This is a genomic window from Pantoea sp. BJ2, assembly GCF_040255075.1.
GTDB classification, from domain to species: Bacteria; Pseudomonadota; Gammaproteobacteria; order Enterobacterales; family Enterobacteriaceae; genus Pantoea; species Pantoea leporis.
Map to the genome: position 1 here is coordinate 3,238,705 of NZ_CP158292.1, position 23,122 is coordinate 3,261,826.

A 23,122-nucleotide genomic window follows, 5' to 3' on the forward strand; every position below is an offset into this window, starting at 1 on the left:
TGATACAGCGAGCAAGAAAATGGCATAGCACCGTGTTAAAAACTTTTATCAGAGTGACACGGAGAAAAGAAATAAGGCAAAATCGCAAAGAAAGTCGTGCGCAACATTACAAATTGCTAAATGAGAGCAAGATAAACTGAGCATTTATTAGATGTTTAATTAATATCTAATGGATTTAATTTACGTTTATCTATTTAGGTGAGGGTTTAAGTGATAGCGTTAAAAGATTTTACTTTGATGAATTAACAAGTGCTGTCTGTATATTTTAACCAATAAAAAAGCGGTGGTTTTCACCACCGCTTCTTGTATTAACCACGTATTCTGTTATTCACGAAACAGTGCTTCGATGTTCAAACCTTGCGTCTGCAGAATCTCACGCAGACGACGCAGTCCTTCCACCTGAATCTGACGTACGCGTTCACGGGTCAAACCGATTTCACGACCGACATCTTCAAGCGTTGCCGCTTCGTAGCCTAACAGGCCGAAACGACGCGCCAGCACTTCACGCTGCTTGGCATTCAGTTCAAACAACCACTTAACGATGCTCTGTTTCATATCATCGTCTTGTGTGGTGTCTTCCGGACCGTTGTCTTTCTCATCGGCCAGGATATCCAGCAGCGCTTTTTCGGAATCGCCACCCAAAGGTGTATCGACCGAGGTAATGCGCTCATTAAGACGCAGCATACGGCTCACGTCATCAACAGGCTTGTCTAGCTGCTCGGCAATCTCTTCAGCACTAGGCTCATGATCAAGCTTGTGCGAAAGTTCACGCGCGGTACGCAGGTAAACATTTAACTCTTTAACGATGTGAATGGGCAGACGGATGGTACGGGTTTGATTCATAATCGCCCGTTCAATTGTCTGACGAATCCACCACGTGGCGTAAGTTGAGAAACGGAACCCACGTTCTGGGTCAAACTTCTCTACGGCGCGAATCAAGCCGAGATTACCCTCTTCAATCAGATCCAGCAGCGCCAGACCACGATTGCTATAACGACGGGCAATTTTTACTACCAAGCGTAAGTTACTTTCAATCATGCGGCGGCGAGATGGAATGTCACCCCGCAGTGCACGGCGCGCAAAGAAGACTTCTTCTTCTGCCGTCAGCAGCGGTGAATAACCAATCTCTCCGAGGTAAAGCTGCGTCGCATCCAAAACGCGTTGCGTCGCACCCTGTGACAACAGCTCTTCTTCCGCTACGTCGTTGTTATCACCAGGTTCGTTCTCAACGAGAGCCTTCTCATCAAAAACCTCAGCTCCGTTGTTTTCCTCGAATTCCGCATCTTCATGTAAATCGTTAACTTTCAGCGTATTCTGGTTCATTAGCGGCTCCTACCCGTGATCCAAGGGCAGAACCAAGGTTCTGCCGGATTATCGCTGCGGTAAATAACGCAACGGGTTTACGGATTTCCCCTTGTAACGAATTTCAAAGTGCAATCGTACTGAACTGGTACCGGTGCTACCCATGGTAGCGATTTTTTGCCCCGCCTTAACTTCCTGTTGTTCCCGGACCAGCATAGAGTCGTTATGGGCGTAGGCGCTCAGGTAGTCATCATTGTGTTTGATGATGATTAAATTACCGTACCCACGGAGCGCGTTGCCTGCGTACACCACTCTTCCCGAAGCTGTGGCGACAACAGGTTGTCCACGCGAACCGGCGATATCGACCCCTTTGTTTCCGCCTTCCGCAGCGGAGAAGTTATCGATGATCTTCCCATCAGTCGGCCAACGCCAGCTTCCCACTGGAGTTGTGCTATTAGTCGTGCTGCTGACTGTAGGTGGTGCGACAACCGGAGCTGTGGTCGTTGCCACATTATTTGCTCCTTTCGACGGCAGCAATTTGCTACCCGACGAATTACCCGAATCATCAGAATACGTAATAACAGGTTGCTGTGCAACAGGGGTGGATTTAATTTGCGTCTGGCTCAGTGTAACTGGCACGCCGCCCTGGGTTGCATCGGCGGCAGTAATCGCGTTTCCACCGGTAATGGTCTGGCCGTTACCATTACCAACCTGCAGCGTTTGCCCAGCGTTCAAGCCATACGGGGCTGCAATATTGTTACGCTGTGCCAGATCGCGGAAATCGTTTCCGGTAATCCAGGCAATGTAGAACAGGGTATCGCCACGTTTAACGGTATAGGTTTCACCACCGTAGCTACCTTTAGGAATATTCCCATAATTGCGATTGTACACAATGCGACCATTTTCCGTGGCCACATTGTTATTGTCACTTACCATTCCACCTGACGGTTGTGCCGATGGTGTGCCGCCGCTTAACATTCCGCCACGTGGCATCGCGGGCACAGCGCTGTTTTGCGAAGAGATCATGCCGCCGCCTGGGGCTGAAGCCATACCGCTATCGCCGCTATTACCACCAATCTGGCTAATGGGTGCCTGTGTATTATCGCCAGAACTACAGCCCGCCAGCCAAAAACCTACCAATGAAAGTGCCGCCAAACGGCGTAATTGAAATGCTGTGCTTCCCATGCTCACTGATCCCCCGTGATGGCAACCCTGAATATAAATGTGTAACGGCGTTAACCGCATTATCCACTGCGCGTAACGTTAAAAACGGTTTTTAGCATTGATAAACAAGGATAGTAACAATATCAACTGTGCCGTGCCATGTAACAGTTGTGAAGAATTGCGTAATGCTGTCCTAGGCCAGATCGCCCTGAACCAACGGCACAAAGCGCACGGGTTCGATGATTTCTTCAATCAATTCATTGCCCTGACGACGCAAACGCTTCAATACCTGCTGATCCTCGCCAACCGGCAGCACCATTTTGCCGCCGTCACCTAATTGCGCTATCAGCAAAGTCGGAATTTCAGGCGGTGCGGCGGTCACGATAATGGCATCAAACGGACCACGCGTCGCCCAGCCCTGCCAGCCATCGCCATGCCGGGTAGAGATATTATGCAGATCGAGTTGCTTGAGGCGACGCTTAGCCTGCCACTGCAAGCCCTTGATGCGTTCGACGGAATAAACATGATTAACCAGATGCGCCAGAATCGCGGTCTGATAGCCAGAGCCGGTGCCGATTTCCAGCACGCGCGATTCCGGCGTGAGCTCTAACAAGGCGGTCATGCGCGCCACCATGTAAGGCTGAGAGATGGTTTGGCCGTTGCCAATCGGCAGCGCAACGTTTTCCCACGCTTTATGCTCAAACGCCTCATCGATAAAACGCTCACGAGGCACATCGGCAATGGCTTTCAGCAGGTGTTCATCATGAATGCCCTGCGCGCGCAGCTGCTCCAAAAGCGTTTCGATGCGGCGATTCACCATGCGAGTTTTACCTCTGCCTGGGTCAGCCAGTCACTTAATACTTCTTGTGCAGCATGCGCGGTCAAATCCACATGCAGCGCGGTCAACGAAACGTAGCCCGCATCCACCGCAGCGAAATCGGTATCCGGGCCTGCATCCAGCTTTTGCCCCGGCGGGCCAATCCAGTAAAGCGGCTGGCCGCGCGGGTCTTCGGTGCAGATAACCTGATCGGCGGGATGGCGGCTGCCGCAGCGGGTCACGCGGAAACCTTTGATCTCCGCTAACGGCAAATCAGGCACGTTGATATTGAGAATACGGCCGGTACGCAGCGGAGCGCGCGACAGCGCACGTAACAGCGTACAAGTGATGGATGCGGCGGTGTCGTAATGCTGATGTCCGTTGAGCGAAACGGCGAGCGCAGGCAAGCCAAGATGGCGCCCTTCCATTGCCGCAGCGACGGTACCGGAGTAAATCACATCGTCGCCAAGGTTTGGACCGGCGTTGATGCCGGACACGACGATATCGGGACGCGGCTGCATCAGCTTGTTCACGCCGAGGAACACGCAGTCGGTCGGCGTGCCCATCTGCAACGCGATATCGCCGTTTTCATGTGTAAAGGTACGCAGCGGCGTCTCCAGCGTGAGCGAGTTTGATGCGCCGCTACGATTGCGATCGAGCGCGACAACCTGCACCTCGGCAAACTCACGTAAAGCACGCGCCAGCGTCTGAATACCTGGCGCATGAATTCCATCATCGTTACTCAGCAATATCCGCATCGTTACCTTCTTGTTGGAGAAGCTCACGCACCACGCTGGTGGCAAAACTGCCCGCGGGCAGCCAGAACTGCATCTCCAGCGTCACATCGTCCCACCATTCCCAGCGCAGATCCTTTGGCATCACAAGCATTGCACGACGCGCGGCATCAACCCGCTCGCGCTCAAGCAGTGTAATCAATTCTTCTGCGCCTGCCAGGCTCTGCTGCTCAAAAAGCAGCGCGTCGCCTTGCGGACCCGCATCACCGCGACCCGGCAGCGGCGCAGTGATGCGCAGTTGATGATTATCGATGCGCTGCTGCAAGTCAGGCAACTCTTCCGCCTGCGCCACGAACCAGCTGCCGCGACCGGCCAGCTGTACCGCATCGCCCACCTGCACCACATCCAGTGCGCCATCACGCTGCAAACGCGCGCTGGTCACCTGATTAAACAGATGGCTGCGGGTCGCTGACAACAGCAAACCTTTCATATTGCGATCGCGCGGACGGAATGTCTCTTTCGCCCACTGTTTCGCCTGCGTCAGGTTGTTGCCGCCACGACCAAAGCGCTGCTCACCAAAGTAGTTCGGCACGCCGCGCTGTTGAATCTGCTGTAAACGTGCGTCGACTTCACGGCGATCGGAGATCTGACGCACCACTAAGCGGAACGCATTGCCCGCCAGCGCGCCGGTACGCAGTTTGCGTTTGTGGCGAATCACCTGCAGGATTTCAACGCCATCCAGCTGGAATCCGGCCAGATTCGGCATGCCATTGCCCGGTACGCGGAAACAGAGTGTTTGCTCGGTGACGGCATGACGATCTTTCATGCCGGCATAGCTAAGGTCACGCACCGGCACGCCGAGAAATTTGGCGATGGCTTCAGCGACAAAGCGCGTATTGCAGCCAATTTTACGGATGCGCACCAACAGCTGTTCACCTTCGCCATCATAGGGATAGCCAAGATCTTCAATCACCACGAAATCTTCGGGATTGGCTTTGATGACGCCGGTGGCAGTCGGCACGCCGTGCAGGTAATGCAGTTCACTCATGCCTGATCGGCCTTTATCAGCAGCGCAACCGCTTCACAGGCAATGCCTTCGCCACGCCCGGTAAAGCCCAGCTTTTCGGTGGTGGTGGCTTTGACGTTGACGTCATCCATATGGCAACCGAGATCTTCGGCGATATTGACGCGCATCTGCGGCACATGCGGCAACATTTTCGGTGCCTGCGCAATGATGGTCACATCAACGTTACCGATGCGATAGCCTTTCAGCTGAATCCGACGCCAGGCTTCGCGCAGCAAACCGCGGCTGTCAGCGCCTTTAAACGCCGGATCGGTATCCGGGAATAACTTGCCGATATCGCCCATCGCCACCGCGCCGAGCAAGGCATCCGTCAACGCATGCAGCGCCACATCACCATCAGAATGGGCAATAAAACCGTGTTCGAAGGGAATACGCACCCCGCCAATCACTAACGGACCTTCGCCGCCAAAAGCGTGAACGTCAAAACCGTGACCGATACGCATCATGCGCTCTCCTGTAACTGAATCTGGGTAAGATAGAAGGCCGCCAGCGCCAGATCTTCTGGCCGCGTCACCTTAATATTGTCGCTGCGTCCACTCACCAATTCTGGGTGATAACCGCAATACTCCAGCGCCGACGCTTCATCGGTAATGGTAGCGCCTTCATGGAGTGCGCGCGTCAGGCAAGCGGTGAGCAGTTGATGCGGGAAAAATTGCGGCGTTAACGCGTGCCATAAATCCTCGCGTTCAACGGTGTGGGCGATGGCGGTTTTATCCGGTTCGGCGCGTTTCATGGTGTCGCGCACCGGCGCCGCCAGAATTCCGCCAACCTTGCTGTACTCACGTACCGCCAGCAGACGTGCTAAATCGTCCGGATGCAGGCAAGGACGCGCGGCGTCATGCACCAGCACCCATTCGCTGTGGTGAATGGCGTTTAAGCCCGCCAGCACTGATTCGGCGCGCGTGTTGCCACCGGTCACGCGGAGAATACGGGAATCCTGCGCCAGCGGTAGTGAATCGAACCAGCCATCGTCATTGCTGACCGGCACAATTACCTGTTTTACCGCAGGATGTGCCAGCAGACGTGCGACGCTGTGTTCAAGAAGGGTGAATTGACCAATGGTCAGATACTGTTTTGGGCAGGCAGCCTGCATTCGGCTGCCCACACCTGCGGCGGGCACCACGGCAATCACATCCGCAAGGATCGGGCGCTTGTTCATGGCTTATCGTTGTTGATTTTGCGCAGCTTGTTGCGCGTTACGTTTGTTCTGGTCTGGCACCAGACGATAGAAAGTCTCACCGGGCTTAATCATGCCCAGTTCATTACGTGCGCGTTCTTCGATCGCTTCAGAGCCGCCATTGAGATCGTCAATTTCGGCGAATAGCTGATCGTTACGCGCTTTAAGCTTGGCGTTATTCGCCTGTTGTGTCGCGACGTCTTCGTTGACGCGCGTATAGTCATGAATACCGTTCTTACCCAGCCACAGGGAATATTGAAGCCATCCCAGCAGCACGAGTAGCAGTAACGTCAGTTTTCCCATCCCCGCCCCCTGAAAAACGGCCCAATCATCCCATAACTTGACGCTGGACTCCACTGCGACGGCGAAAATGCCGCGCACGGGCGTTTAGCCGTGCAAATAATGCCAGAGTAGGAGGCGAGACGGCAGGTAAAGTTTTGTAACCTGCCGATGCGTTTGCACATCAGCTGGGCGTTACCAACCGGAGAGAAATGAGAACAGCAGCCAGAACAAGCACACCACCACAATCGCCGTGGCGATCCCGCTCAAGAATAAGTGAGTGCGGATCATCAGGCTGAGCACGATGCCAATCAGTACCGAAACCGGCAGCAGCGCGAGGAAGAATGGCCAAGTGTAGAGGAAGAAGAACAGCGTGTTGGAGCCGTAAAGCATGAACGGAATCGCCAGTGCGCACCAGTACGAGAGAAAGCCAAACACGCCGCCCGGCAGTGATGAGCGAGGCTCATCCGGGGTGCGTTCATCTTTACGGGCTAGCATGGGCGTTACGTTCTGCATAGAGATCCTGTTGACGCTAAGCGCGGCAAACCCAAAGGGATTTGCCGCTGTCGGTTCAGGATCTGATGATATCGCGGTGACGCAGCAGGTCTAACAATTGGCCGGCGAGTTTTGTAACCAATTGTTCGCCATCAAGGTGGATTTCCGGGGCGTCTGGCGCCTCGTAAACGCTATCGATACCGGTGAAATTACGCAGCTCACCGGCACGGGCTTTTTTGTACAAACCTTTGGGGTCGCGCGCTTCGCACACGGCCAACGGCGTATCGACAAACACTTCGATGAACTGCCCTTCAGCCAGCAGATCGCGCACCATATTGCGTTCCGCGCGATGCGGCGAGATAAATGCGGTCAGCACTACTAAACCGGCATCGACCATCAGTTTCGCCACTTCGCCGACGCGACGAATGTTCTCTTTACGATCGTCATCGCTAAAGCCGAGGTCACGGCACAAACCGTGACGCACGTTGTCGCCATCCAGCAGATAGGTGTTCACACCGGCCCGATGCAGCGCCTGCTCCAGCGCGCCGGCCACGGTGGATTTCCCCGAGCCGGAAAGCCCGGTGAACCACAGCACCACGCCTTGATGGCCGTGCTGCTGTTCGCGCTCCTCGCGCGTTACCGGATGATCGTGCCACACCACGTTTTCATCGTGTTGCGCCATTACTTGCCACCCAGCAGATCGCGCGCGTTCCAGTGTGGGAAGTGACGACGCACCAGCGCGTTCAGCTCCAGCTCGAAATCGCTGAACTGACCCGCTTGCGTACGCACATCGGTCAGCGGCTGATTAATCATGCCCGCGCCCACCGTCACGTTGCTCAGACGATCGATAAAGATCATGCCGCCAGTCACCGGATTCTGGCGATACGCGTCCAGCACCATCGGTTCGTCAAAGGTCAGTTCGACCAGGCCAATGCCGTTAAGCGGCAGACTGTCCACGGTGCGCTTCTCCAGCGAGTTGATCTCCACCTGATGGATCACTTTCTCAACGCGCGCGCGAGTTTTCTTACCGGCGATCTTCACTTCGTAACTTTGCCCGGGCTGCAGCGGCTGTTCCGCCATCCACACCACGTCAACGGTGGCGGATTGCACCGCTTGCAGCTCGGCTTCCGCATCCACCAGCAGATCGCCACGACTGATGTCGATCTCATCTTTCAGCACCAGGGTAATCGCTTCACCGGCACCCGCTTCAGGCAGATCGCCATCGAAGGTGACGATGCGCGAGATGGTCGATTCCACGCCCGATGGCAGCACTTTCACGCGCTGACCGACGTTGACCACACCCGAAGCCAGCGTACCGGCATAACCACGGAAATCGAGGTTAGGACGGTTCACATACTGCACCGGGAAACGCATTGGCTGATGATCCACCACGCGGTTCAATTCAACGGTTTCTAATACGTCGAGCAGCGTTGGGCCGCTGTACCACGGCATGGTGACGCTGGGCGTTGCCACGTTATCGCCTTCCAGCGCCGACATCGGCACAAAGCGAATATCAAGGTCTTCCGGCAGCTGCGCGGCGAAATCGAGGTAATCCTGTTTGATCTGCTCGAAGGTCTCTTGCTTGTACTCCACCAGATCCATCTTGTTGATGGCGACCACCAGATGCTTGATGCCCAGCAGCGTGGAGATAAAGCTGTGACGACGCGTCTGATCCAGCACGCCTTTACGCGCATCGATCAGCAGGATCGCCAAATCGCAGGTCGATGCACCGGTCGCCATGTTGCGGGTGTACTGCTCGTGTCCCGGCGTGTCGGCAATAATAAATTTGCGCTTCTCAGTGGAGAAATAGCGATACGCCACATCAATGGTGATGCCCTGCTCGCGCTCGGCCTGCAAGCCATCAACCAGTAACGCGAGATCCAGCTTCTCACCCTGCGTCCCGTGACGTTTGCTGTCATTGTGCAGCGAGGAGAGCTGGTCTTCGTAAATTTGACGCGTGTCGTGCAACAGGCGACCAATCAGCGTACTTTTGCCGTCGTCGACGCTACCGCAGGTCAGGAAACGCAGCAGGCTCTTATGTTGTTGCGCGGTCAGCCAGGCTTCTACGCCGCCCTGATCGGCAATCTGTTGTGCAATAACGGTATTCATCTGCGTCTCCTTAGAAATAACCCTGACGTTTCTTCATTTCCATCGAACCGGCCTGGTCGCGGTCAATCACGCGTCCCTGGCGTTCACTGGTGGTGGAGACCAGCATCTCTTCAATAATTTCCGGCAGCGTCTGCGCCTCTGATTCCACCGCGCCGGTCAACGGCCAGCAGCCGAGCGTACGGAAACGCACCATGCGCTGTTTGATCACTTCACCTGGCTGCAGATCGATACGGTCGTCATCGATCATCATCAGCATGCCATCACGCTCCAGCACCGGACGCGGCGCGGCGAGGTAGAGCGGCACGATCTCGATATTCTCGAGGAAGATGTACTGCCAGATATCCAGCTCGGTCCAGTTGGAGAGCGGAAACACGCGGATGCTTTCGCCTTTGTTAATCTGGCCGTTGTAGTTGTGCCACAGCTCAGGACGCTGGTTTTTCGGGTCCCAGCGGTGGAAGCGATCGCGGAAGGAGTAGATACGCTCTTTCGCGCGCGACTTCTCTTCATCACGACGTGCGCCGCCAAATGCCGCATCAAAACCGTATTTGTTCAGCGCCTGCTTCAGGCCTTCGGTTTTCATGATGTCGGTGTGCTTGGCGCTGCCGTGCACAAACGGGTTGATGCCCATCGCCACGCCTTCCGGGTTGCGATGCACCAGCAGCTCAGCGCCCATCGCTTTCACGGTGCGATCGCGGAACTCGTACATTTCACGGAATTTCCAGCCGGTATCAACATGCAGCAGCGGAAACGGCAGCGTGCCCGGATAGAAGGCTTTACGCGCCAGATGCAGCATTACCGAGGAGTCTTTACCGATGGAGTACATCATCACCGGATTGCTGAACTCGGCCGCCACCTCGCGGATGATATGGATACTCTCTGCCTCCAGCTGGCGCAGATGAGTAAGTCGATTTTGGTCCATAATTTTTCCTCAAGCCAAATTGACAACGGCGGACTCGCGAGCCCCCTGCTGTGCCGAATGTTGGAACCAGGCCAATTGCCCGTGCAAATTTACGACTTCGCCAATCACTAACAGTGCTGGCGTGGGCGCGGCCGCAGCCAGCGCCTCCAGTTGATCCAATGTGCCGGTCAGCACCTGCTGATCCTGACGCGTGCCGCGGCCAATCACCGCCACCGGCGTGGAGGCGGCGCGGCCATGTTCGATAAGACCGGCAGCGATTTCCGCCGCTTTCACCGTGCCCATATAAATCGCTAAGGTTTGACGTGCGCGCGCCAGCGACGGCCAATCAATGCCGTCGCCATCCGCGCGACAGTGACCGGTAATAAACAGCACGCTCTGCGCGTGGTCGCGATGGGTCAGTGGAATACCGGCATAGGCGGTTGCGCCTGCTGCAGCGGTGATGCCCGGCACCACCTGGAACGGAATACCCGCGGCCTGCGCCGCCTGCAGCTCTTCGCCACCGCGGCCAAAAATAAACGGATCGCCGCCTTTCAGGCGCACCACGCGTTTACCCTGTTGCGCCAGCGTCACCAGCATCTGATTGGTCTCTTCCTGCGGCACCGAATGCGCACCGGCGCGTTTACCGACGCAGATGCGGTCGGCATCGCGCCGCACCAGCTCAAGCACTTCGTCGCTGACCAGATGGTCATACAGCACCACATCGGCCAGCTGCATCACCTGCAAGCCACGCAGCGTCAGCAAACCGCTGTCGCCTGGACCGGCGCCTACCAGCGTAATTTCGCCCTGATTGTCGCTATCGTTTTCCAGTTCGTGATCCAGCGTGCGCCGCGCTTCATGGACGTTGCCCGCCGCCATCTGGCTGGCGAACAGACCGTTAAAGGCGCGCTCCCAGAAGCGACGGCGGTCAGACATGCGGTGATAGCGCTGCTTCACCTTGTCGCGCCACTGCCCAGCCACTTCCGCCATCTGTCCGAGATTGGCCGGCAGTAACGCTTCAATTTTTTCACGCAGCAGACGCGCCAACACCGGCGCGGTGCCGCTGGAGGAGATGGCCACCACCAGCGGTGAACGATCGACAATCGACGGGAAGATAAAGCTGCACTTCGGCTGATCGTCCACCACGTTCACCAGCTTGTGGCGCGCATTGGCGGCATCGAACACCTGCGCGTTAAGCACGTTGTCATCGGTAGCGGCAATCACGAGGAACACGCCATCCAGCTGCGCCGGATCAAAGCGTTCAGCGATCCATTCAATCGCCTCAATTTCCAGCAGCGCCTGCAGCTCATGACCGAGTTCGCGCGCGGCGACCAGCACGCGCGCACCGGCACGCCGCAGCAGTTCTATTTTGCGCGCAGCAATTTCGCCACCGCCGACAACCAGCACCGGACGGCTTTTGAGATCGGCAAAGAGAGGCAGATAATCCACGTTAACCTTGCAAGTTTTACAATAAGTTAACGCGACTATACGTCCCGGCCTTCCAGCAGATGAAATTACGAATTGGAATGAGTAGTTACCGAATGGAATAACGACCCAGGATTGCTGATAACATTTTGTGCTTAACAAATGATATTGCTGGTGTTTCGGAGCAAATCAAATTGTGCAAGTGTCGTCACAGTTTCATACTAAGTCGGAATTTTTTTAGCATGACCGGATGTCAGAAAAGGACGCTAACTATGTTTGCCACTCTCCGCCGCACTGTGCTGGCTGCACTGCTCGCGGGCGGTTTGCCTTTCTTTGTTCAGGCTGCGAGCAACAACACGCCAGGACATTTTGCCGAACAGCAGCTTCGCCATATCGCCACTTATTTCCCCGGCCGCATGAGCGGCAGTCCCGCCGAGTTGCTGACTGCCGATTATCTGCAGCAGCAGTTCAGCCAACTGGGATATCAGAGTAATACCCGCCAGTTTAAAACCAGCTATAGCTGGCTGGAGAAAAAGGGCGAGAGCCGCACCCATAAAGTTACGGCCACGTCGGTGATTGCCGCGCGGGCCGGTGAAGTGCCGCAGGAGATCCTGATCGTTACGCATCTGGATACCTGGACGCCGCTCAGCCGCCACGAAGCCGATAACAATCTCGGCGGCCTGCGTTTGCAGGGCGTGGATGACAATGCCTCCGGGCTTGGCGTGATGCTGGAGCTGGCGCAGGCGCTAAGCAAAACACCGCTGCACTACGGCGTGCGCTTTGTGGCGCTGAGCGCCGGTGAAGCGGGTTTGCACGGCATGGATGATTATCTGGCGCGCATGAGCGCGCAGGAGAAGAAGAACACGCTGCTGGTGATCGATCTGAATAGCCTGATTGTCGGCGATCATCTCTACTTTAACAGCGGCATCAATACGCCAGCGGCGGTGCGCAAACAGACCAGCGCGCGTGCCGTGCAGCTGGCGCACCGTTACGGTATCTCCGCCGCCAGCCACGCGATGACCGCACGCGATTATCCTGGCGTCAATCCGTTCGACAAAGCCGGCATGCCACTGATGGATGTCACCGCCGCCAACTGGACGCTGGGCAACAAAGATGGGCAGCAGCAGCGCGCGCGTTCCAGCCACTTCCCGGAAGGCAATGTGCGCCATCAAACCGAGCGCGATAACCTCAACTACCTCGATCACTGGCTGCCTGGCCGCATCACCCAGCGCACGCATGACAGCGTGAAGATTCTGCTGCCGCTGCTGACCGAGCTTGCTAATCCGACAACCTGAGGATTCCCTATGTACGTGGTTTATCTAGACTATTTTCGTCCGGTAGAAGAAGTGGAAGCGTTACTGGAACCGCACATTAGCTGGCTGGATCGCTATTTCGCTAACGGCGTGTTTATTGCGGCGGGACGCAAAGATCCACGCACGGGCGGCGTGCTGTTGGTGAAGGATATTGATCGTGCGCGATTAGATACCATCCTGGCGGAAGATCCGTTTGTGGCGGTGGCGCATTATGAAGTGACGAAAGTGAATGTGACGCGTGCGGCGGAAGAGTTTGTGGGGTTGCAGGGGGTCTGATTGTGCTGGCTGTTCCCTACTCGATTGTGCTGGCTGTCCCCCATCCCGGCCTTCCCCCGCAAGCGGGGGAAGGAGATGCTGCCACATGCAGCTTCAGAACTCACATATGGCAGCATCTTCCTCCCCCATTTATGGGGGAGGACCGAGGAGGGGGAAAGCGAGCACAAACCAAGGATGGGAGACAACCAGCACCTACCAATCAACCTTCATGCAACCCGCACTCGCGCTTCAGGCCGAAGAAGCGTGTCTCTTCCTCTGCCATGCCCGGTTCCCACTTTTTGGTGGTATGCGTATCGCCCACTGACAGATAACCTTCATCCCACAGCGGATGATATTTCAATCCGTGTTGGGTCAGATACTGATGCACCTGACGGTTATCCCAATCAATGATCGGCAGAATCTTGAACACGCCGCGCTGCACCGCCAGCACCGGCAAACTGGCGCGACTGCCAGACTGATCGCGGCGCAGGCCAGCAAACCAGGTTTGCGCGCCCAGCGTTTCCAGCGCGCGGTTCATCGGTTCCACTTTGTTGATCTGGTTATACTGCTCAATCCCTTCGACGCCCTGCTCCCACAGTTTGCCGTAACGCGCTTCCTGCCATGCCGCTGAGGTCTCCGCACTGAAGATTTGCAGGTTGAGATTGAGCTTGTCGGTCAGCTCATCAATAAAGCGGTAAGTTTCCGGGAACAGGTAACCGGTATCGGTCAGGATCACCGGAATGTCCGGCTTCTGCTGCGTCACCATATGCAGCAAAACCGCCGCCTGAATACCAAAGCTGGATGACAGCACAAATGCGCCCGGCAGCTGTTCTAATGCCCAGCCCACGCGTTGTTCAGCGGAGAGTTTCTCCAGCTGCACATTGCTTTCCGCCAGCGCCATGATGCGGTCAACTTTTGATGAACCATTCAGTGCTGCGAGATCGAGTACCGTCATACTGCCTCCGAGTCCCAGAAATCACGGGCGGGATCAACCACGGCTTTAATAATGCCGGTGCGAATCACGAAGTCGCCGAAGCCTTCGTTGGCCTGACGCTCGGTTGCCCAGCGCGCCACCAGCTCATCAATGCTGGCGAGGATTTCGCCTTCGTTGATGTTCTCGCGATACATGCGTGGAATGCGCGTACCTTCGCGGTTGCCGCCAATGTGTAAGTTGTAACGGCCCGGCGCTTTGCCCACCAGACCCAACTCCGCCAGCAAAGCACGGCCACAACCATTTGGGCAACCGGTAACGCGTAACACTATGTGCTCTTCGCCGACACCATGCTTATGCATGATCTCTTCCACTTTGGTCACGAACGACGGCAGGAAGCGCTCGGCTTCGGCCATCGCCAGCGGACAGGTCGGGAACGCCACACACGCCATCGAGTTCTCACGCTGCGGCGTGACCGCTTCCATCAAACCGTGTTCACGGGCGATGGCTTCGATCTGCGCTTTTTGCTTCTCCGGCACGCCAGCCACAATCAGGTTCTGGTTAGCCGTCAGACGGAAATCGCCCTGATGGATTTTGGCAATTTCGGCGATGCCGCGCTTCAGCGGACGGCCAGGATAATCCAGCAGACGGCCGTTCTCAATGAACAGCGTCAGGTGCCATTTCTCATCGATGCCTTTCACCCAGCCAACGCGATCGCCGCGCGAGGTGAACGCATACGGACGAATCGGTTCGAAGGTCAGACCGGCACGCTTTTCCACTTCCGCTTTGAAGGTTTCAACACCGACGCGTTCCAGCGTGTATTTGGTCTTGGCATTTTTACGATCGGTACGATTCCCCCAGTCGCGCTGCGTGGTGACCACCGCAGCCGCCACGTCGAGGATCTTCTCGACCGGCAGAAAGCCGAATTCGCTTGCGGTGCGCGCATACGTTGCTTTGTTGCCGTGATCAATCGACAAGCCACCGCCCACCAGCAGGTTAAAGCCAATCAGCTTGCCCTGCTCGGCGATGGCGATGAAGTTCAGGTCATTGGCGTGCAGATCGACATCGTTATGCGGCGGCACCACCACCGTGGTTTTGAATTTACGCGGCAGATAGGTTTCGCCAAGAATCGGCTCTTTATCGGTGGTGGCGACCTTCTCTTTGTCCCACCAGATTTCCGCGTAAGCGCGGGTTTGCGGCAGCAGATGCTCTGACAGCTTTTTCGCCCACTCGTACGCTTCCTGATGCAGCTCTGATTCCACCGGATTCGAGGTGCAAAGCACGTTACGGTTCACGTCGTTGGCGGTCGCCAGCGCATCCAGCCCGACTTCGTGCAGCATCTGGTGCGTCGGCTTGACGTTCTTCTTCAGAATGCCGTGAAACTGGAAGGTCTGGCGGTTGGTCAACCGGATGCTGCCATAAATGGTTTTATCGGTGGCGAATTTATCAATTGCCAGCCACTGCGTTGGCGTGATGATGCCGCCCGGCAGACGGCAACGCAGCATCATGGCGTGACGCGGTTCGAGTTTCTGCGCTACACGCTCGGCACGAATGTCGCGGTCATCCTGCTGGTACATACCGTGGAAACGGATCAGCAGGAAGTTGTCGCCAGTGAAGCCGCCGGTCAGGCCATCGTCGAGATCGTCGAGGATGGTGCCGCGCAGGTAGTTGCTCTGTTTTTTCAGACGCTCAGCGTCGACCAGCTTGCCTTCAACGACCAGCGGTCCAGGATGTTTTTCGCTCATTAGTAAACGTCTCGCTGATAACGGCGCTCAATGCGCAGCTCACTTAAAAATTCGTCAGCCGTTTCACGATCCATGCCGCCGTGTTCGACCACCACATCCAGTAATGCCTGCTCAACGTCTTTCGCCATACGATTGGCGTCGCCGCAGACGTAAAGGTGTGCGCCTTCCTGTAACCAGCTCCACACCTCCGCACCTTTGGCGCGGATTTTATCTTGTACGTAAACCTTCTCGGCCTGATCGCGCGACCATGCCAGATCAATATGGGTCAGCAGGCCATCTTTGACATACTTCTGCCACTCCACCTGATAGAGGAAATCATCGGTGAAATGCGGGTTACCGAAGAACAGCCAGTTTTTACCGCCTGCGCCATCGTTATCGCGCTGCTGCATAAAGGCGCGGAACGGCGCGATGCCGGTGCCCGGACCAATCATGATCACTGGCGTTTCCGGGTTAGCCGGTAAACGGAAGTTATCGTTGTGCTCGATGAAGACGCGAATTTCGCCCTCTTCCTCAATACGATCCGCTAACCAGGTTGAGGCGCCGCCGCCGCGCTGACGACCGTCGATTTCAAAGCGCACCGCACCCACGGTGATGTGCACTTCGGTTTCGTTCTCCGCCTGCGATGAGGCGATGGAGTAGAGGCGCGGCGTCAGCGGACGCAGCAGGCCGGTTAGTTGTTCGGCATTCAGTTCGGTAGGTGCCTGACGCACCATATCGACAATCGGGAAGCTCTGCGCATAACTCTGCAGCTTCGGCTTATCACCGGCCAGCGCCAGCAGCGCGTCATTGCGGGACAGCGCCGCATACTGTTCGACGATTTGTGGCGTGTTAACCGTCAGTTCGAAATGGGTTTTCAGCGCCTCGGCCAGCGGCAGGGTTTTGCCCTGCACGTCGACCTGCTCGTCACCTTTCAGCCACACCAGCTGCAGCAGTTCCTGCACCAGCTCGTCATCGTTTTCAAACCACACGCCGAGTGCGTCGCCCGGCTGGTAGCGCAGGCCAGAATCGCCAAGATCGATCTCAATGTGACGCACATCTTTATCCGAATCGCGTCCGGTGATCTTCTGGTTGGCCGCCAGGCTGGCCACCAGCGGCTCTTCTTTGGTGTACGGGCTGCTGTCGACCAGGTTAACGCTGCCCGCCGCGGTGATGGCGGCCTGTGCTGGCGATTCGCTCGGCACACGTGCCTTCAGAATCTCGGTGATCTGCTGACGCCAGGCGTTCGCCTGCTCTTTGTATTCAACATCGGCATCCACACGATCCAGCAGACGTTCTGCACCCAACTCAGCCAGACGTTCATCAAAGTCTTTACCGGCTTTGCTGAAAAACTCATAAGAGGTATCGCCGAGACCGAACACCGCAAACGCTGTGCCTGCGAACTTCGGCGCTTTCTTCGACAGCAGGAATTTATGCAGCGCCACGGCCTCTTCCGGCGGCTCGCCCTCGCCTTGCGTGGAAGTCACCACCACCAGCAGCTTTTCCTGACCGATCTGCTTGAATTTGTAATCGCCGGCGTTAACCAGATTGACGCTCAGCTTAGCAGCCAGCAGGTCATCACGCAGTTGCTCAGCCAGGCGACGCGCGTTACCGGTCTGCGAGGCGGAGATCAGCGTGATGGTCGGGGTTTCTGCCTGCACAGGCGCTGGCGCGGCAGCCGCACCCGGCGTCTGATTGACCATGCCCCAGAAATAGCCGGAGAGCCAGGCCATCTGAGTGGTGTTGAAATCCGTGGTCGCCGCCTGTAAGCGCGCGAGTTGCTCCGGTGATAACGGAAGCAGTGAACCTGGTGCCTGAGTCGTCATTGCGTTAAAAATTCCAGTGTCAGAAGTCCGGATCAATATGTTGCGAAAGAGTGCGTAGGTTACCGGGCTGTATATTAACGATTAAATACGCCTTCGACATATTAAATAACCAAAATGACTAAGTGGTTTTTCGGGTAAAGTTAACCAGCAAAAGTGGTAAATGAAGGCGATATGATTCAATGAGTTAATTAGGCGTTTTGCTGTCGGGATGGCGCAAAATGCCCTTTTCTTTGCCAGCGGGTGCGAAAAATCTGCAATTCAGGTAGACTTCAGCGGTTTTTAAGTCTGAGAGCCATTATGTCTACCACGTTATTTAAAGAGTTCCAGTTTGAATCTGCCCACCGCTTACCTCACGTGCCGGAAGGCCATAAATGTGGGCGTTTGCACGGCCATTCATTCCTGGTGCGATTAGAAATTACCGGCGAAGTGGATGCGCATACCGGTTGGGTGATGGATTTTGCCGAACTGAAGGCGAAGTTTAAGCCGCTGTATGAACGCCTCGATCATCACTATCTGAATGACATTCCGGGTCTGGAGAATCCTACCAGTGAAGTGCTGGCGAAATGGATTTGGGATCAGATGAAGCCGATTCTGCCGGAATTGAGTGCGGTGATGATTAAAGAGACCTGCACCGCCGGCTGCGTTTATCGCGGTTGAGGTCAGTGAAGCCGTAACCGTGAGTGAGGTCGCCATGCATGGCGACCTTAGAACTCAGGCAATATTCAGGTATTTGTGCGTCTGCATCGAAAGCCGCCAGTTGCGGGCGATACAGGTTTCAATACAGAGCTTCGTTGCCGCATCACCACGGCTGATCGGTTGCAGTGCCACAATGCGCTTTTTATCGTCGTGTAAGCCTGCCAGCAACGCATCTAACGCTTCCACATCACGCTCACGCGCCACCGGATGTTTAATCTCATCGGCACGCTGCAGTGCCTGCGGCAAAACATCATAGCCACCGCGCATGTTCACCTTGGGTGAAACCGTCACCCATGTTGCGTCGGAACACTGCACGTCGTGCGTGCCGCTGGTTTCGATCTGGCAGGCAAAACCCGCCGCTTCTAATTGTTCCGTCAAAGGGCGCAGATCAAAAATCGCCGGTTCGCCGCCGGTGATCACCACATGACGTGCGGTCCAGCCCTGACGTTGGATGGTGTCGATCAACATGGCCGCATCGGCGCTGCCCCACGCATCGCTTTCCACGGTTTTGACCAGAATATCACCCAGCGAGGTCTCCCGATCCGCCCGCTTTTCCCAGGTATGTTTGGTATCACACCAGCTACAGCCCACCGGACATCCTTGTAAGCGGATGAACAGCGCCGGAACACCGGTGTAAAAACCTTCGCCCTGCAGCGTCTGGAACATTTCGTTAATCGGGTAGAACATTATTTACTCACGTCTAAAATTTGAGGCGCAGATTATGGCAGATCTTATGCGCCAGGTCACAGCTGCTTCGTGCCAAATAAAAGCAAAAGCCCCGCACAAGGCGGGGCTTCATTCAGACGATGCTGCCCGCAGGCAGCATACTCAGGCGATTACGCCTGGCCTTTAACTTCTTTCAGACCGTTGAACGGAGCTTTGCTGCCCAGCGCTTCTTCGATACGAATCAGCTGGTTGTACTTAGCAACACGGTCAGAACGGCTTATAGAACCGGTTTTGATCTGGCCAGCCGCCGTACCTACCGCCAGGTCAGCGATGGTTGCATCTTCGGTTTCACCTGAACGGTGTGAAATCACCGCGGTGTAACCCGCATCTTTCGCCATCTTGATTGCAGCCAGAGTTTCGGTCAGTGAACCGATCTGGTTGAATTTGATCAGGATGGAGTTAGCGATGCCTTTATCGATACCTTCTTTCAGGATCTTGGTGTTGGTTACGAACAGATCGTCACCCACCAGTTGGATTTTGTCGCCCAGCACTTTGGTCTGGTAGGCGAAACCAGTCCAGTCAGATTCATCCAGACCGTCTTCGATAGAAACGATTGGGTACTGTTTGGTCAGGTCTTCCAGGAAGTGGGTGAACTCTTCTGAAGAGAAGGCTTTTTTGCCTTCGCCAGCCAGCACATATTTGCCGTCTTTGTAGAATTCAGATGCTGCGCAGTCCATCGCCAGGGTGATGTCTTTGCCCAGTTCGTAGCCTGCTGCTTTTACCGCTTCAGCGATAACAGCCAGCGCTTCGGCGTTAGAACCCAGGTTTGGCGCGTAGCCACCTTCGTCACCAACTGCAGTGCTCATGCCTTTAGACTTCAGCACTTTCGCCAGGTGATGGAAGACTTCAGAACCCATGCGGATCGCTTCTTTCAGGGTTGGCGCGCCAACCGGCTGAATCATGAATTCCTGGATGTCGACGTTGTTGTCGGCGTGCTCACCACCGTTGATGATGTTCATCATTGGCAGCGGCATAGAGTATTTGCCTGGGGTGCCGTTCAGTTCAGCGATGTGTGCGTACAGCGGCAGGCCTTTAGAGGCAGCAGCAGCTTTAGCAGCAGCCAGTGAAACCGCCAGAATGGCGTTAGCACCGAAGTTAGATTTGTTCTCAGTACCGTCCAGCTCGATCATGATCTTATCGATGTTCGCCTGGTCTTTGGCATCTTTACCGGTTACCGCGTTAGCGATTGGACCGTTAACAGCCGCAACCGCTTTGGTTACGCCTTTGCCCAGGAAACGAGATTTGTCACCGTCACGCAGCTCCAGAGCTTCGCGAGAACCGGTTGATGCACCTGATGGCGCAGCAGCCAGACCAACGAAACCGCCTTCCAGATGCACTTCTGCTTCTACAGTTGGGTTGCCACGGGAGTCGATGATTTCGCGACCGATGACTTTTACGATTTTGGACATTCGATTTTCCTCAGTACAAGTTAGTCAATCCTAAGACAAACAACGCGCGAAAAGTTCGCGCGTTGTTCGTGAAACTTACTTCGCTAAACGCTTCTGGTGTTCCTGCGCGGCTTTCACAAAGCCAGCGAACAGCGGATGACCATCGCGTGGGGTCGACGTGAATTCCGGGTGGAACTGACAGGCAACAAACCACGGGTGGTTCGGGATCTCAATGATCTCAACCAGCTGATCGTCGCCAGAACGACCGGCAATATGCAGACCCGCCGCTTCAATCGGCTTCAGCAACATATTGTTTACTTCGTAACGATGACGGTGGCGTTCGGTAATGATTTCAGAACCGTACAACTGACGCACTTTGCTTTCCGGCGTCAACTGGCACTGCTGGCTGCCCAGACGCATGGTGCCGCCCAGATCGCTCTGCTCAGTACGCTGTTCAACGTTGCCCTCTTCGTCACGCCATTCGGTGATAAGCGCAACCACCGGATACTTACAGTCTGGCACAAATTCCGTAGAGTTCGCGCCTTCCATACCGGCAACGTTGCGGGCGAATTCCATCAGCGCAACCTGCATGCCCAGGCAAATTCCCAGGTAAGGCACGTTGTTCTCACGGGCGTATTGCGCCGTCATCATTTTGCCTTCCACACCGCGGTAGCCGAAGCCGCCAGGGATCAGAATAGCATCCAGATCTTTCAGTAATTCGACACCGCGCGTTTCAACATCCTGCGAGTCGATCAATTTGATATTCACGGTAACGCGATTTTTCAGGCCACCGTGTTTCAAGGCCTCAATCACTGACTTGTACGCATCCGGCAGTTCGACATATTTGCCGACCATACCGATGGTCACTTCGCCGCCCGGATTGGCTTCTTCGTAAATAACCTGTTCCCATTCGGCCAGGTTCGCTTCCGGCGCGTTCAGATTGAAACGCTTGCAGATGTAATCATCCAGACCTTGCGATTTCAGCATGCCTGGAATCTTGTAGATGGAATCCACATCTTTCAGGGAAATAACCGCTTTTTCTGGCACGTTACAGAACAGCGCGATTTTAGCGCGTTCGTTCGCCGGCACCGCGCGGTCAGAACGGCAGATCAGCACGTCTGGCTGAATCCCGATCGACAGCAGCTCTTTCACTGAATGCTGGGTTGGCTTGGTTTTCACTTCGCCTGCGGCCGCCATATATGGCACCAGCGTCAGGTGCATATACATGGTGTGTTCACGACCGACATCGACCGCCATCTGACGAATCGCTTCGAGGAACGGCAGGGATTCGATATCACCCACGGTACCGCCGATCTCGACCAGAACCACGTCATGACCTTCGCCGCCTTCAATAATGCGTTCTTTGATGGCGTTGGTGATGTGTGGAATAACCTGAATTGTGGCGCCCAGATAGTCACCGCGACGCTCTTTGCGCAGCACTTCTGAGTAGATACGACCGGTAGTAAAGTTGTTACGGCGCGACATTTTGGTGCGGATGAAGCGCTCGTAGTGACCTAAATCCAGATCGGTTTCGGCCCCATCATCGGTAACAAATACTTCACCGTGCTGCGTTGGGCTCATGGTACCCGGATCGACGTTGATGTACGGATCGAGTTTCATGATGGTCACATTAAGACCACGTGCTTCAAGGATGGCTGCGAGGGAGGCTGCGGCAATGCCTTTGCCCAGAGAGGAAACAACCCCGCCGGTCACAAAAATATAATTCGTTGTCATGCTGAACCTGAGAGTTTAGGTTTAAAGACGGTGGAATAACCAAGACGGGAAAATAGTATACTTGAAGTCGTCTTAAGCCACAATTGATGAATCACACCATCGTCCTCCACAGGTAAGCCGGTAACATAGCGGATAGCATAGTGCGAAATGTTGATGTACGTCACAAAGTCGCCGCAAGGCTGAATCGAGTAAGCTCAAGCGGCGAATTTATGCGCAGCGCTGGAATAATCGCCAGATTCGCTTACTGTTTGTTCTCGCTCACTTTCACCTGCTGCCAGGCGGCTTCCATTTGCTCCAGGGTCGCATCGCTCATGGCTAACCCTTGTGAGGCGATGATGGCTTCAACTTCACGGAAGCGGCGCTCAAATTTATCGTTGGCTTTTTGCAAGGCGACTTCCGCTTTGCTGCCTAAATGGCGCGACAAATTGACGGTCGCGAACAGCAAATCCCCGATTTCCTCTTCCAGCCTGGCGTTATCCACCACCGCTTGCTGCGCTTCGTGCATCACCTCATCGATCTCTTCATGCACTTTATCCAGCACCGGGCCGAGATTGTTCCAGTCGAAGCCCACCGAGCTGCAACGCTTCTGAATTTTGTGCGCGCGCATCAATGCCGGCAGCGCTTTAGGAATGTCGTCCAGCGCCGAGTGCTGCGATTTTTCTGCGCGTTCGCTGTGCTTGATGGCTTCCCAGTTTTTCAGCACTTCTTCGCTGGTTGCAGCCTGAACATCGCCAAAAATGTGCGGATGACGGCGCTCAAGTTTGTCGCTGATGGCGTTGCAGATGTCATCGAAATTAAAGCGCTGCTGCTCATCGGCCATCTGCGCGTAGAACACCACCTGAAACAGCAGATCGCCAAGTTCACCGCGCAGATCGGCAAAATCTTCACGCTGGATGGCATCGATCACTTCGTAGGTTTCTTCCAGCGTGTAAGGCGCGATCGAGGCGAAGGTTTGCTGACGATCCCACGGGCAGCCGCGCTCCGGGTCGCGCAAGGTTTGCATGATGGTGAGCAGGCGATTTAAGGGCGTCATGAAAGGATCCTTTGGGAA

The 23,122-nt window shown here is 55.4% G+C and carries 23 protein-coding genes; 3 read left to right on the forward strand and 20 right to left on the reverse strand.

What is annotated here, in order from left to right; all coding sequences use genetic code 11:
• Positions 1–324 precede the first annotated feature (324 nt).
• The 13 genes from rpoS to cysG form a co-directional block, all read right to left on the reverse strand.
• Positions 325–1,323 (reverse strand): RNA polymerase sigma factor RpoS, encoded by a 999-nt coding sequence (rpoS, locus tag AAF463_RS15020; protein WP_007893257.1) that lies wholly within the window; start codon positions 1,321–1,323, stop codon positions 325–327.
• A 48-nt stretch (positions 1,324–1,371) separates the two neighbouring features.
• The gene (gene nlpD / locus AAF463_RS15025; RefSeq protein ID WP_350261017.1) at positions 1,372–2,487 is read right to left on the reverse strand and encodes a murein hydrolase activator NlpD; all 1,116 of its coding nucleotides are present in this window, start codon (positions 2,485–2,487) and stop codon (positions 1,372–1,374) included.
• A 172-nt stretch (positions 2,488–2,659) separates the two neighbouring features.
• Entirely contained in the window at positions 2,660–3,286 is a 627-nt protein-coding gene (locus tag AAF463_RS15030) for a protein-L-isoaspartate(D-aspartate) O-methyltransferase (RefSeq protein WP_350261018.1), read from the reverse strand.
• Positions 3,280–4,041 carry a 5'/3'-nucleotidase SurE gene (gene surE, locus AAF463_RS15035; protein ID WP_350261019.1) on the reverse strand — a complete coding sequence of 254 codons (762 nt, stop codon included), beginning with the start codon at positions 4,039–4,041 and terminating at the stop codon, positions 3,280–3,282. The genes AAF463_RS15030 and surE overlap by 7 nt, the downstream gene beginning before the upstream one ends.
• The gene (gene truD / locus AAF463_RS15040) at positions 4,022–5,065 is read right to left on the reverse strand and encodes a tRNA pseudouridine(13) synthase TruD (protein WP_350261020.1); all 1,044 of its coding nucleotides are present in this window, start codon (positions 5,063–5,065) and stop codon (positions 4,022–4,024) included. The genes surE and truD overlap by 20 nt, the downstream gene beginning before the upstream one ends.
• Entirely contained in the window at positions 5,062–5,544 is a 483-nt protein-coding gene (gene ispF / locus AAF463_RS15045; RefSeq protein ID WP_061719965.1) for a 2-C-methyl-D-erythritol 2,4-cyclodiphosphate synthase, read from the reverse strand. The genes truD and ispF overlap by 4 nt, the downstream gene beginning before the upstream one ends.
• Positions 5,544–6,260: a 2-C-methyl-D-erythritol 4-phosphate cytidylyltransferase gene (ispD, locus tag AAF463_RS15050; protein ID WP_101762605.1), complete on the reverse strand. Its 717-nt coding sequence runs from the start codon at positions 6,258–6,260 to the stop codon at positions 5,544–5,546. The genes ispF and ispD overlap by 1 nt, the downstream gene beginning before the upstream one ends.
• Before the next feature lie 3 nt (positions 6,261–6,263).
• Entirely contained in the window at positions 6,264–6,581 is a 318-nt protein-coding gene (ftsB, locus tag AAF463_RS15055) for a cell division protein FtsB (protein WP_101762604.1), read from the reverse strand.
• Positions 6,582–6,752: 171 nt separating this feature from the next.
• A complete protein-coding gene (locus AAF463_RS15060; protein ID WP_350261021.1) occupies positions 6,753–7,073 on the reverse strand; it encodes a DUF3561 family protein in 321 nt (106 codons plus the stop codon).
• Positions 7,074–7,128: 55 nt separating this feature from the next.
• Positions 7,129–7,734 carry an adenylyl-sulfate kinase gene (gene cysC, locus AAF463_RS15065; RefSeq protein WP_008104549.1) on the reverse strand — a complete coding sequence of 202 codons (606 nt, stop codon included), beginning with the start codon at positions 7,732–7,734 and terminating at the stop codon, positions 7,129–7,131.
• Positions 7,734–9,161, reverse strand: coding sequence for a sulfate adenylyltransferase subunit CysN (gene cysN / locus AAF463_RS15070; protein ID WP_101762602.1), 1,428 nt, complete (start codon positions 9,159–9,161; stop codon positions 7,734–7,736). The genes cysC and cysN overlap by 1 nt, the downstream gene beginning before the upstream one ends.
• Positions 9,162–9,171: 10 nt before the next feature.
• Positions 9,172–10,080 carry a sulfate adenylyltransferase subunit CysD gene (gene cysD, locus AAF463_RS15075; RefSeq protein ID WP_007893231.1) on the reverse strand — a complete coding sequence of 303 codons (909 nt, stop codon included), beginning with the start codon at positions 10,078–10,080 and terminating at the stop codon, positions 9,172–9,174.
• 9 nt (positions 10,081–10,089) lie between these two features.
• A complete protein-coding gene (cysG, locus tag AAF463_RS15080) occupies positions 10,090–11,505 on the reverse strand; it encodes a siroheme synthase CysG (RefSeq protein WP_350261022.1) in 1,416 nt (471 codons plus the stop codon).
• 248 nt (positions 11,506–11,753) lie between these two features.
• Here cysG and AAF463_RS15085 point away from each other — a divergent pair, with 248 nt between their 5' ends.
• Entirely contained in the window at positions 11,754–12,776 is a 1,023-nt protein-coding gene (locus tag AAF463_RS15085; protein ID WP_271461264.1) for an aminopeptidase, read from the forward strand.
• 9 nt (positions 12,777–12,785) lie between these two features.
• The gene (locus AAF463_RS15090; RefSeq protein ID WP_350261023.1) at positions 12,786–13,070 is read left to right on the forward strand and encodes a YciI family protein; all 285 of its coding nucleotides are present in this window, start codon (positions 12,786–12,788) and stop codon (positions 13,068–13,070) included.
• A gap of 199 nt (positions 13,071–13,269) precedes the next feature.
• On the opposite strand, the gene AAF463_RS15095 is transcribed toward AAF463_RS15090, so the two are convergent.
• The 3 genes from AAF463_RS15095 to cysJ are packed head-to-tail and all read right to left on the reverse strand — an operon-like array spanning position 13,270 to position 17,527.
• Positions 13,270–14,004, reverse strand: coding sequence for a phosphoadenylyl-sulfate reductase (locus AAF463_RS15095; RefSeq protein WP_192236506.1), 735 nt, complete (start codon positions 14,002–14,004; stop codon positions 13,270–13,272).
• The gene (gene cysI / locus AAF463_RS15100; RefSeq protein ID WP_101762597.1) at positions 14,001–15,725 is read right to left on the reverse strand and encodes an assimilatory sulfite reductase (NADPH) hemoprotein subunit; all 1,725 of its coding nucleotides are present in this window, start codon (positions 15,723–15,725) and stop codon (positions 14,001–14,003) included. Before cysI ends, AAF463_RS15095 begins: the two co-directional genes overlap by 4 nt.
• Positions 15,725–17,527 carry an NADPH-dependent assimilatory sulfite reductase flavoprotein subunit gene (gene cysJ, locus AAF463_RS15105; protein WP_222185577.1) on the reverse strand — a complete coding sequence of 601 codons (1,803 nt, stop codon included), beginning with the start codon at positions 17,525–17,527 and terminating at the stop codon, positions 15,725–15,727. The genes cysI and cysJ overlap by 1 nt, the downstream gene beginning before the upstream one ends.
• Positions 17,528–17,824: 297 nt before the next feature.
• Here cysJ and queD point away from each other — a divergent pair, with 297 nt between their 5' ends.
• Entirely contained in the window at positions 17,825–18,184 is a 360-nt protein-coding gene (gene queD / locus AAF463_RS15110; protein WP_167391191.1) for a 6-carboxytetrahydropterin synthase QueD, read from the forward strand.
• Positions 18,185–18,238: 54 nt separating this feature from the next.
• On the opposite strand, the gene queE is transcribed toward queD, so the two are convergent.
• The 4 genes from queE to mazG form a co-directional block, all read right to left on the reverse strand.
• A complete protein-coding gene (gene queE, locus AAF463_RS15115; RefSeq protein ID WP_110868307.1) occupies positions 18,239–18,910 on the reverse strand; it encodes a 7-carboxy-7-deazaguanine synthase QueE in 672 nt (223 codons plus the stop codon).
• A gap of 149 nt (positions 18,911–19,059) precedes the next feature.
• Complete coding sequence (gene eno, locus AAF463_RS15120) at positions 19,060–20,358, reverse strand: phosphopyruvate hydratase (protein WP_350261024.1); 1,299 nt, start codon at positions 20,356–20,358, stop codon at positions 19,060–19,062.
• Positions 20,359–20,433: 75 nt separating this feature from the next.
• Positions 20,434–22,071: a glutamine hydrolyzing CTP synthase gene (gene pyrG / locus AAF463_RS15125; protein ID WP_007891723.1), complete on the reverse strand. Its 1,638-nt coding sequence runs from the start codon at positions 22,069–22,071 to the stop codon at positions 20,434–20,436.
• Between the two features lie 241 nt (positions 22,072–22,312).
• Complete coding sequence (gene mazG, locus AAF463_RS15130) at positions 22,313–23,104, reverse strand: nucleoside triphosphate pyrophosphohydrolase (protein WP_350261025.1); 792 nt, start codon at positions 23,102–23,104, stop codon at positions 22,313–22,315.
• Positions 23,105–23,122 lie beyond the last annotated feature (18 nt).

Bases quoted from the DNA above. Each gene is read 5' to 3' on its own strand.
- cysC (WP_008104549.1), bottom strand. From the start codon at position 7,734: ATGGCGCAACACGATGAAAACGTGGTGTGGCACGATCATCCGGTAACG.
- pyrG (WP_007891723.1), bottom strand. From the start codon at position 22,071: ATGACAACGAATTATATTTTTGTGACCGGCGGGGTTGTTTCCTCTCTG.
- surE (WP_350261019.1), bottom strand. From the start codon at position 4,041: ATGCGGATATTGCTGAGTAACGATGATGGAATTCATGCGCCAGGTATT.
- queE (WP_110868307.1), bottom strand. From the start codon at position 18,910: ATGTTCTACCCGATTAACGAAATGTTCCAGACGCTGCAGGGCGAAGGT.
- AAF463_RS15085 (WP_271461264.1), top strand. From the start codon at position 11,754: ATGTTTGCCACTCTCCGCCGCACTGTGCTGGCTGCACTGCTCGCGGGC.
- ispD (WP_101762605.1), bottom strand. From the start codon at position 6,260: ATGAACAAGCGCCCGATCCTTGCGGATGTGATTGCCGTGGTGCCCGCC.
- ispF (WP_061719965.1), bottom strand. From the start codon at position 5,544: ATGCGTATCGGTCACGGTTTTGACGTTCACGCTTTTGGCGGCGAAGGT.
- ftsB (WP_101762604.1), bottom strand. From the start codon at position 6,581: ATGGGAAAACTGACGTTACTGCTACTCGTGCTGCTGGGATGGCTTCAA.
- AAF463_RS15060 (WP_350261021.1), bottom strand. From the start codon at position 7,073: ATGCAGAACGTAACGCCCATGCTAGCCCGTAAAGATGAACGCACCCCG.
- nlpD (WP_350261017.1), bottom strand. From the start codon at position 2,487: ATGGGAAGCACAGCATTTCAATTACGCCGTTTGGCGGCACTTTCATTG.
- queD (WP_167391191.1), top strand. From the start codon at position 17,825: ATGTCTACCACGTTATTTAAAGAGTTCCAGTTTGAATCTGCCCACCGC.
- truD (WP_350261020.1), bottom strand. From the start codon at position 5,065: ATGAGTGAACTGCATTACCTGCACGGCGTGCCGACTGCCACCGGCGTC.
- cysJ (WP_222185577.1), bottom strand. From the start codon at position 17,527: ATGACGACTCAGGCACCAGGTTCACTGCTTCCGTTATCACCGGAGCAA.
- mazG (WP_350261025.1), bottom strand. From the start codon at position 23,104: ATGACGCCCTTAAATCGCCTGCTCACCATCATGCAAACCTTGCGCGAC.
- cysN (WP_101762602.1), bottom strand. From the start codon at position 9,161: ATGAATACCGTTATTGCACAACAGATTGCCGATCAGGGCGGCGTAGAA.
- rpoS (WP_007893257.1), bottom strand. From the start codon at position 1,323: ATGAACCAGAATACGCTGAAAGTTAACGATTTACATGAAGATGCGGAA.
- AAF463_RS15095 (WP_192236506.1), bottom strand. From the start codon at position 14,004: ATGACGGTACTCGATCTCGCAGCACTGAATGGTTCATCAAAAGTTGAC.
- cysD (WP_007893231.1), bottom strand. From the start codon at position 10,080: ATGGACCAAAATCGACTTACTCATCTGCGCCAGCTGGAGGCAGAGAGT.
- AAF463_RS15090 (WP_350261023.1), top strand. From the start codon at position 12,786: ATGTACGTGGTTTATCTAGACTATTTTCGTCCGGTAGAAGAAGTGGAA.
- AAF463_RS15030 (WP_350261018.1), bottom strand. From the start codon at position 3,286: ATGGTGAATCGCCGCATCGAAACGCTTTTGGAGCAGCTGCGCGCGCAG.
- cysI (WP_101762597.1), bottom strand. From the start codon at position 15,725: ATGAGCGAAAAACATCCTGGACCGCTGGTCGTTGAAGGCAAGCTGGTC.
- eno (WP_350261024.1), bottom strand. From the start codon at position 20,358: ATGTCCAAAATCGTAAAAGTCATCGGTCGCGAAATCATCGACTCCCGT.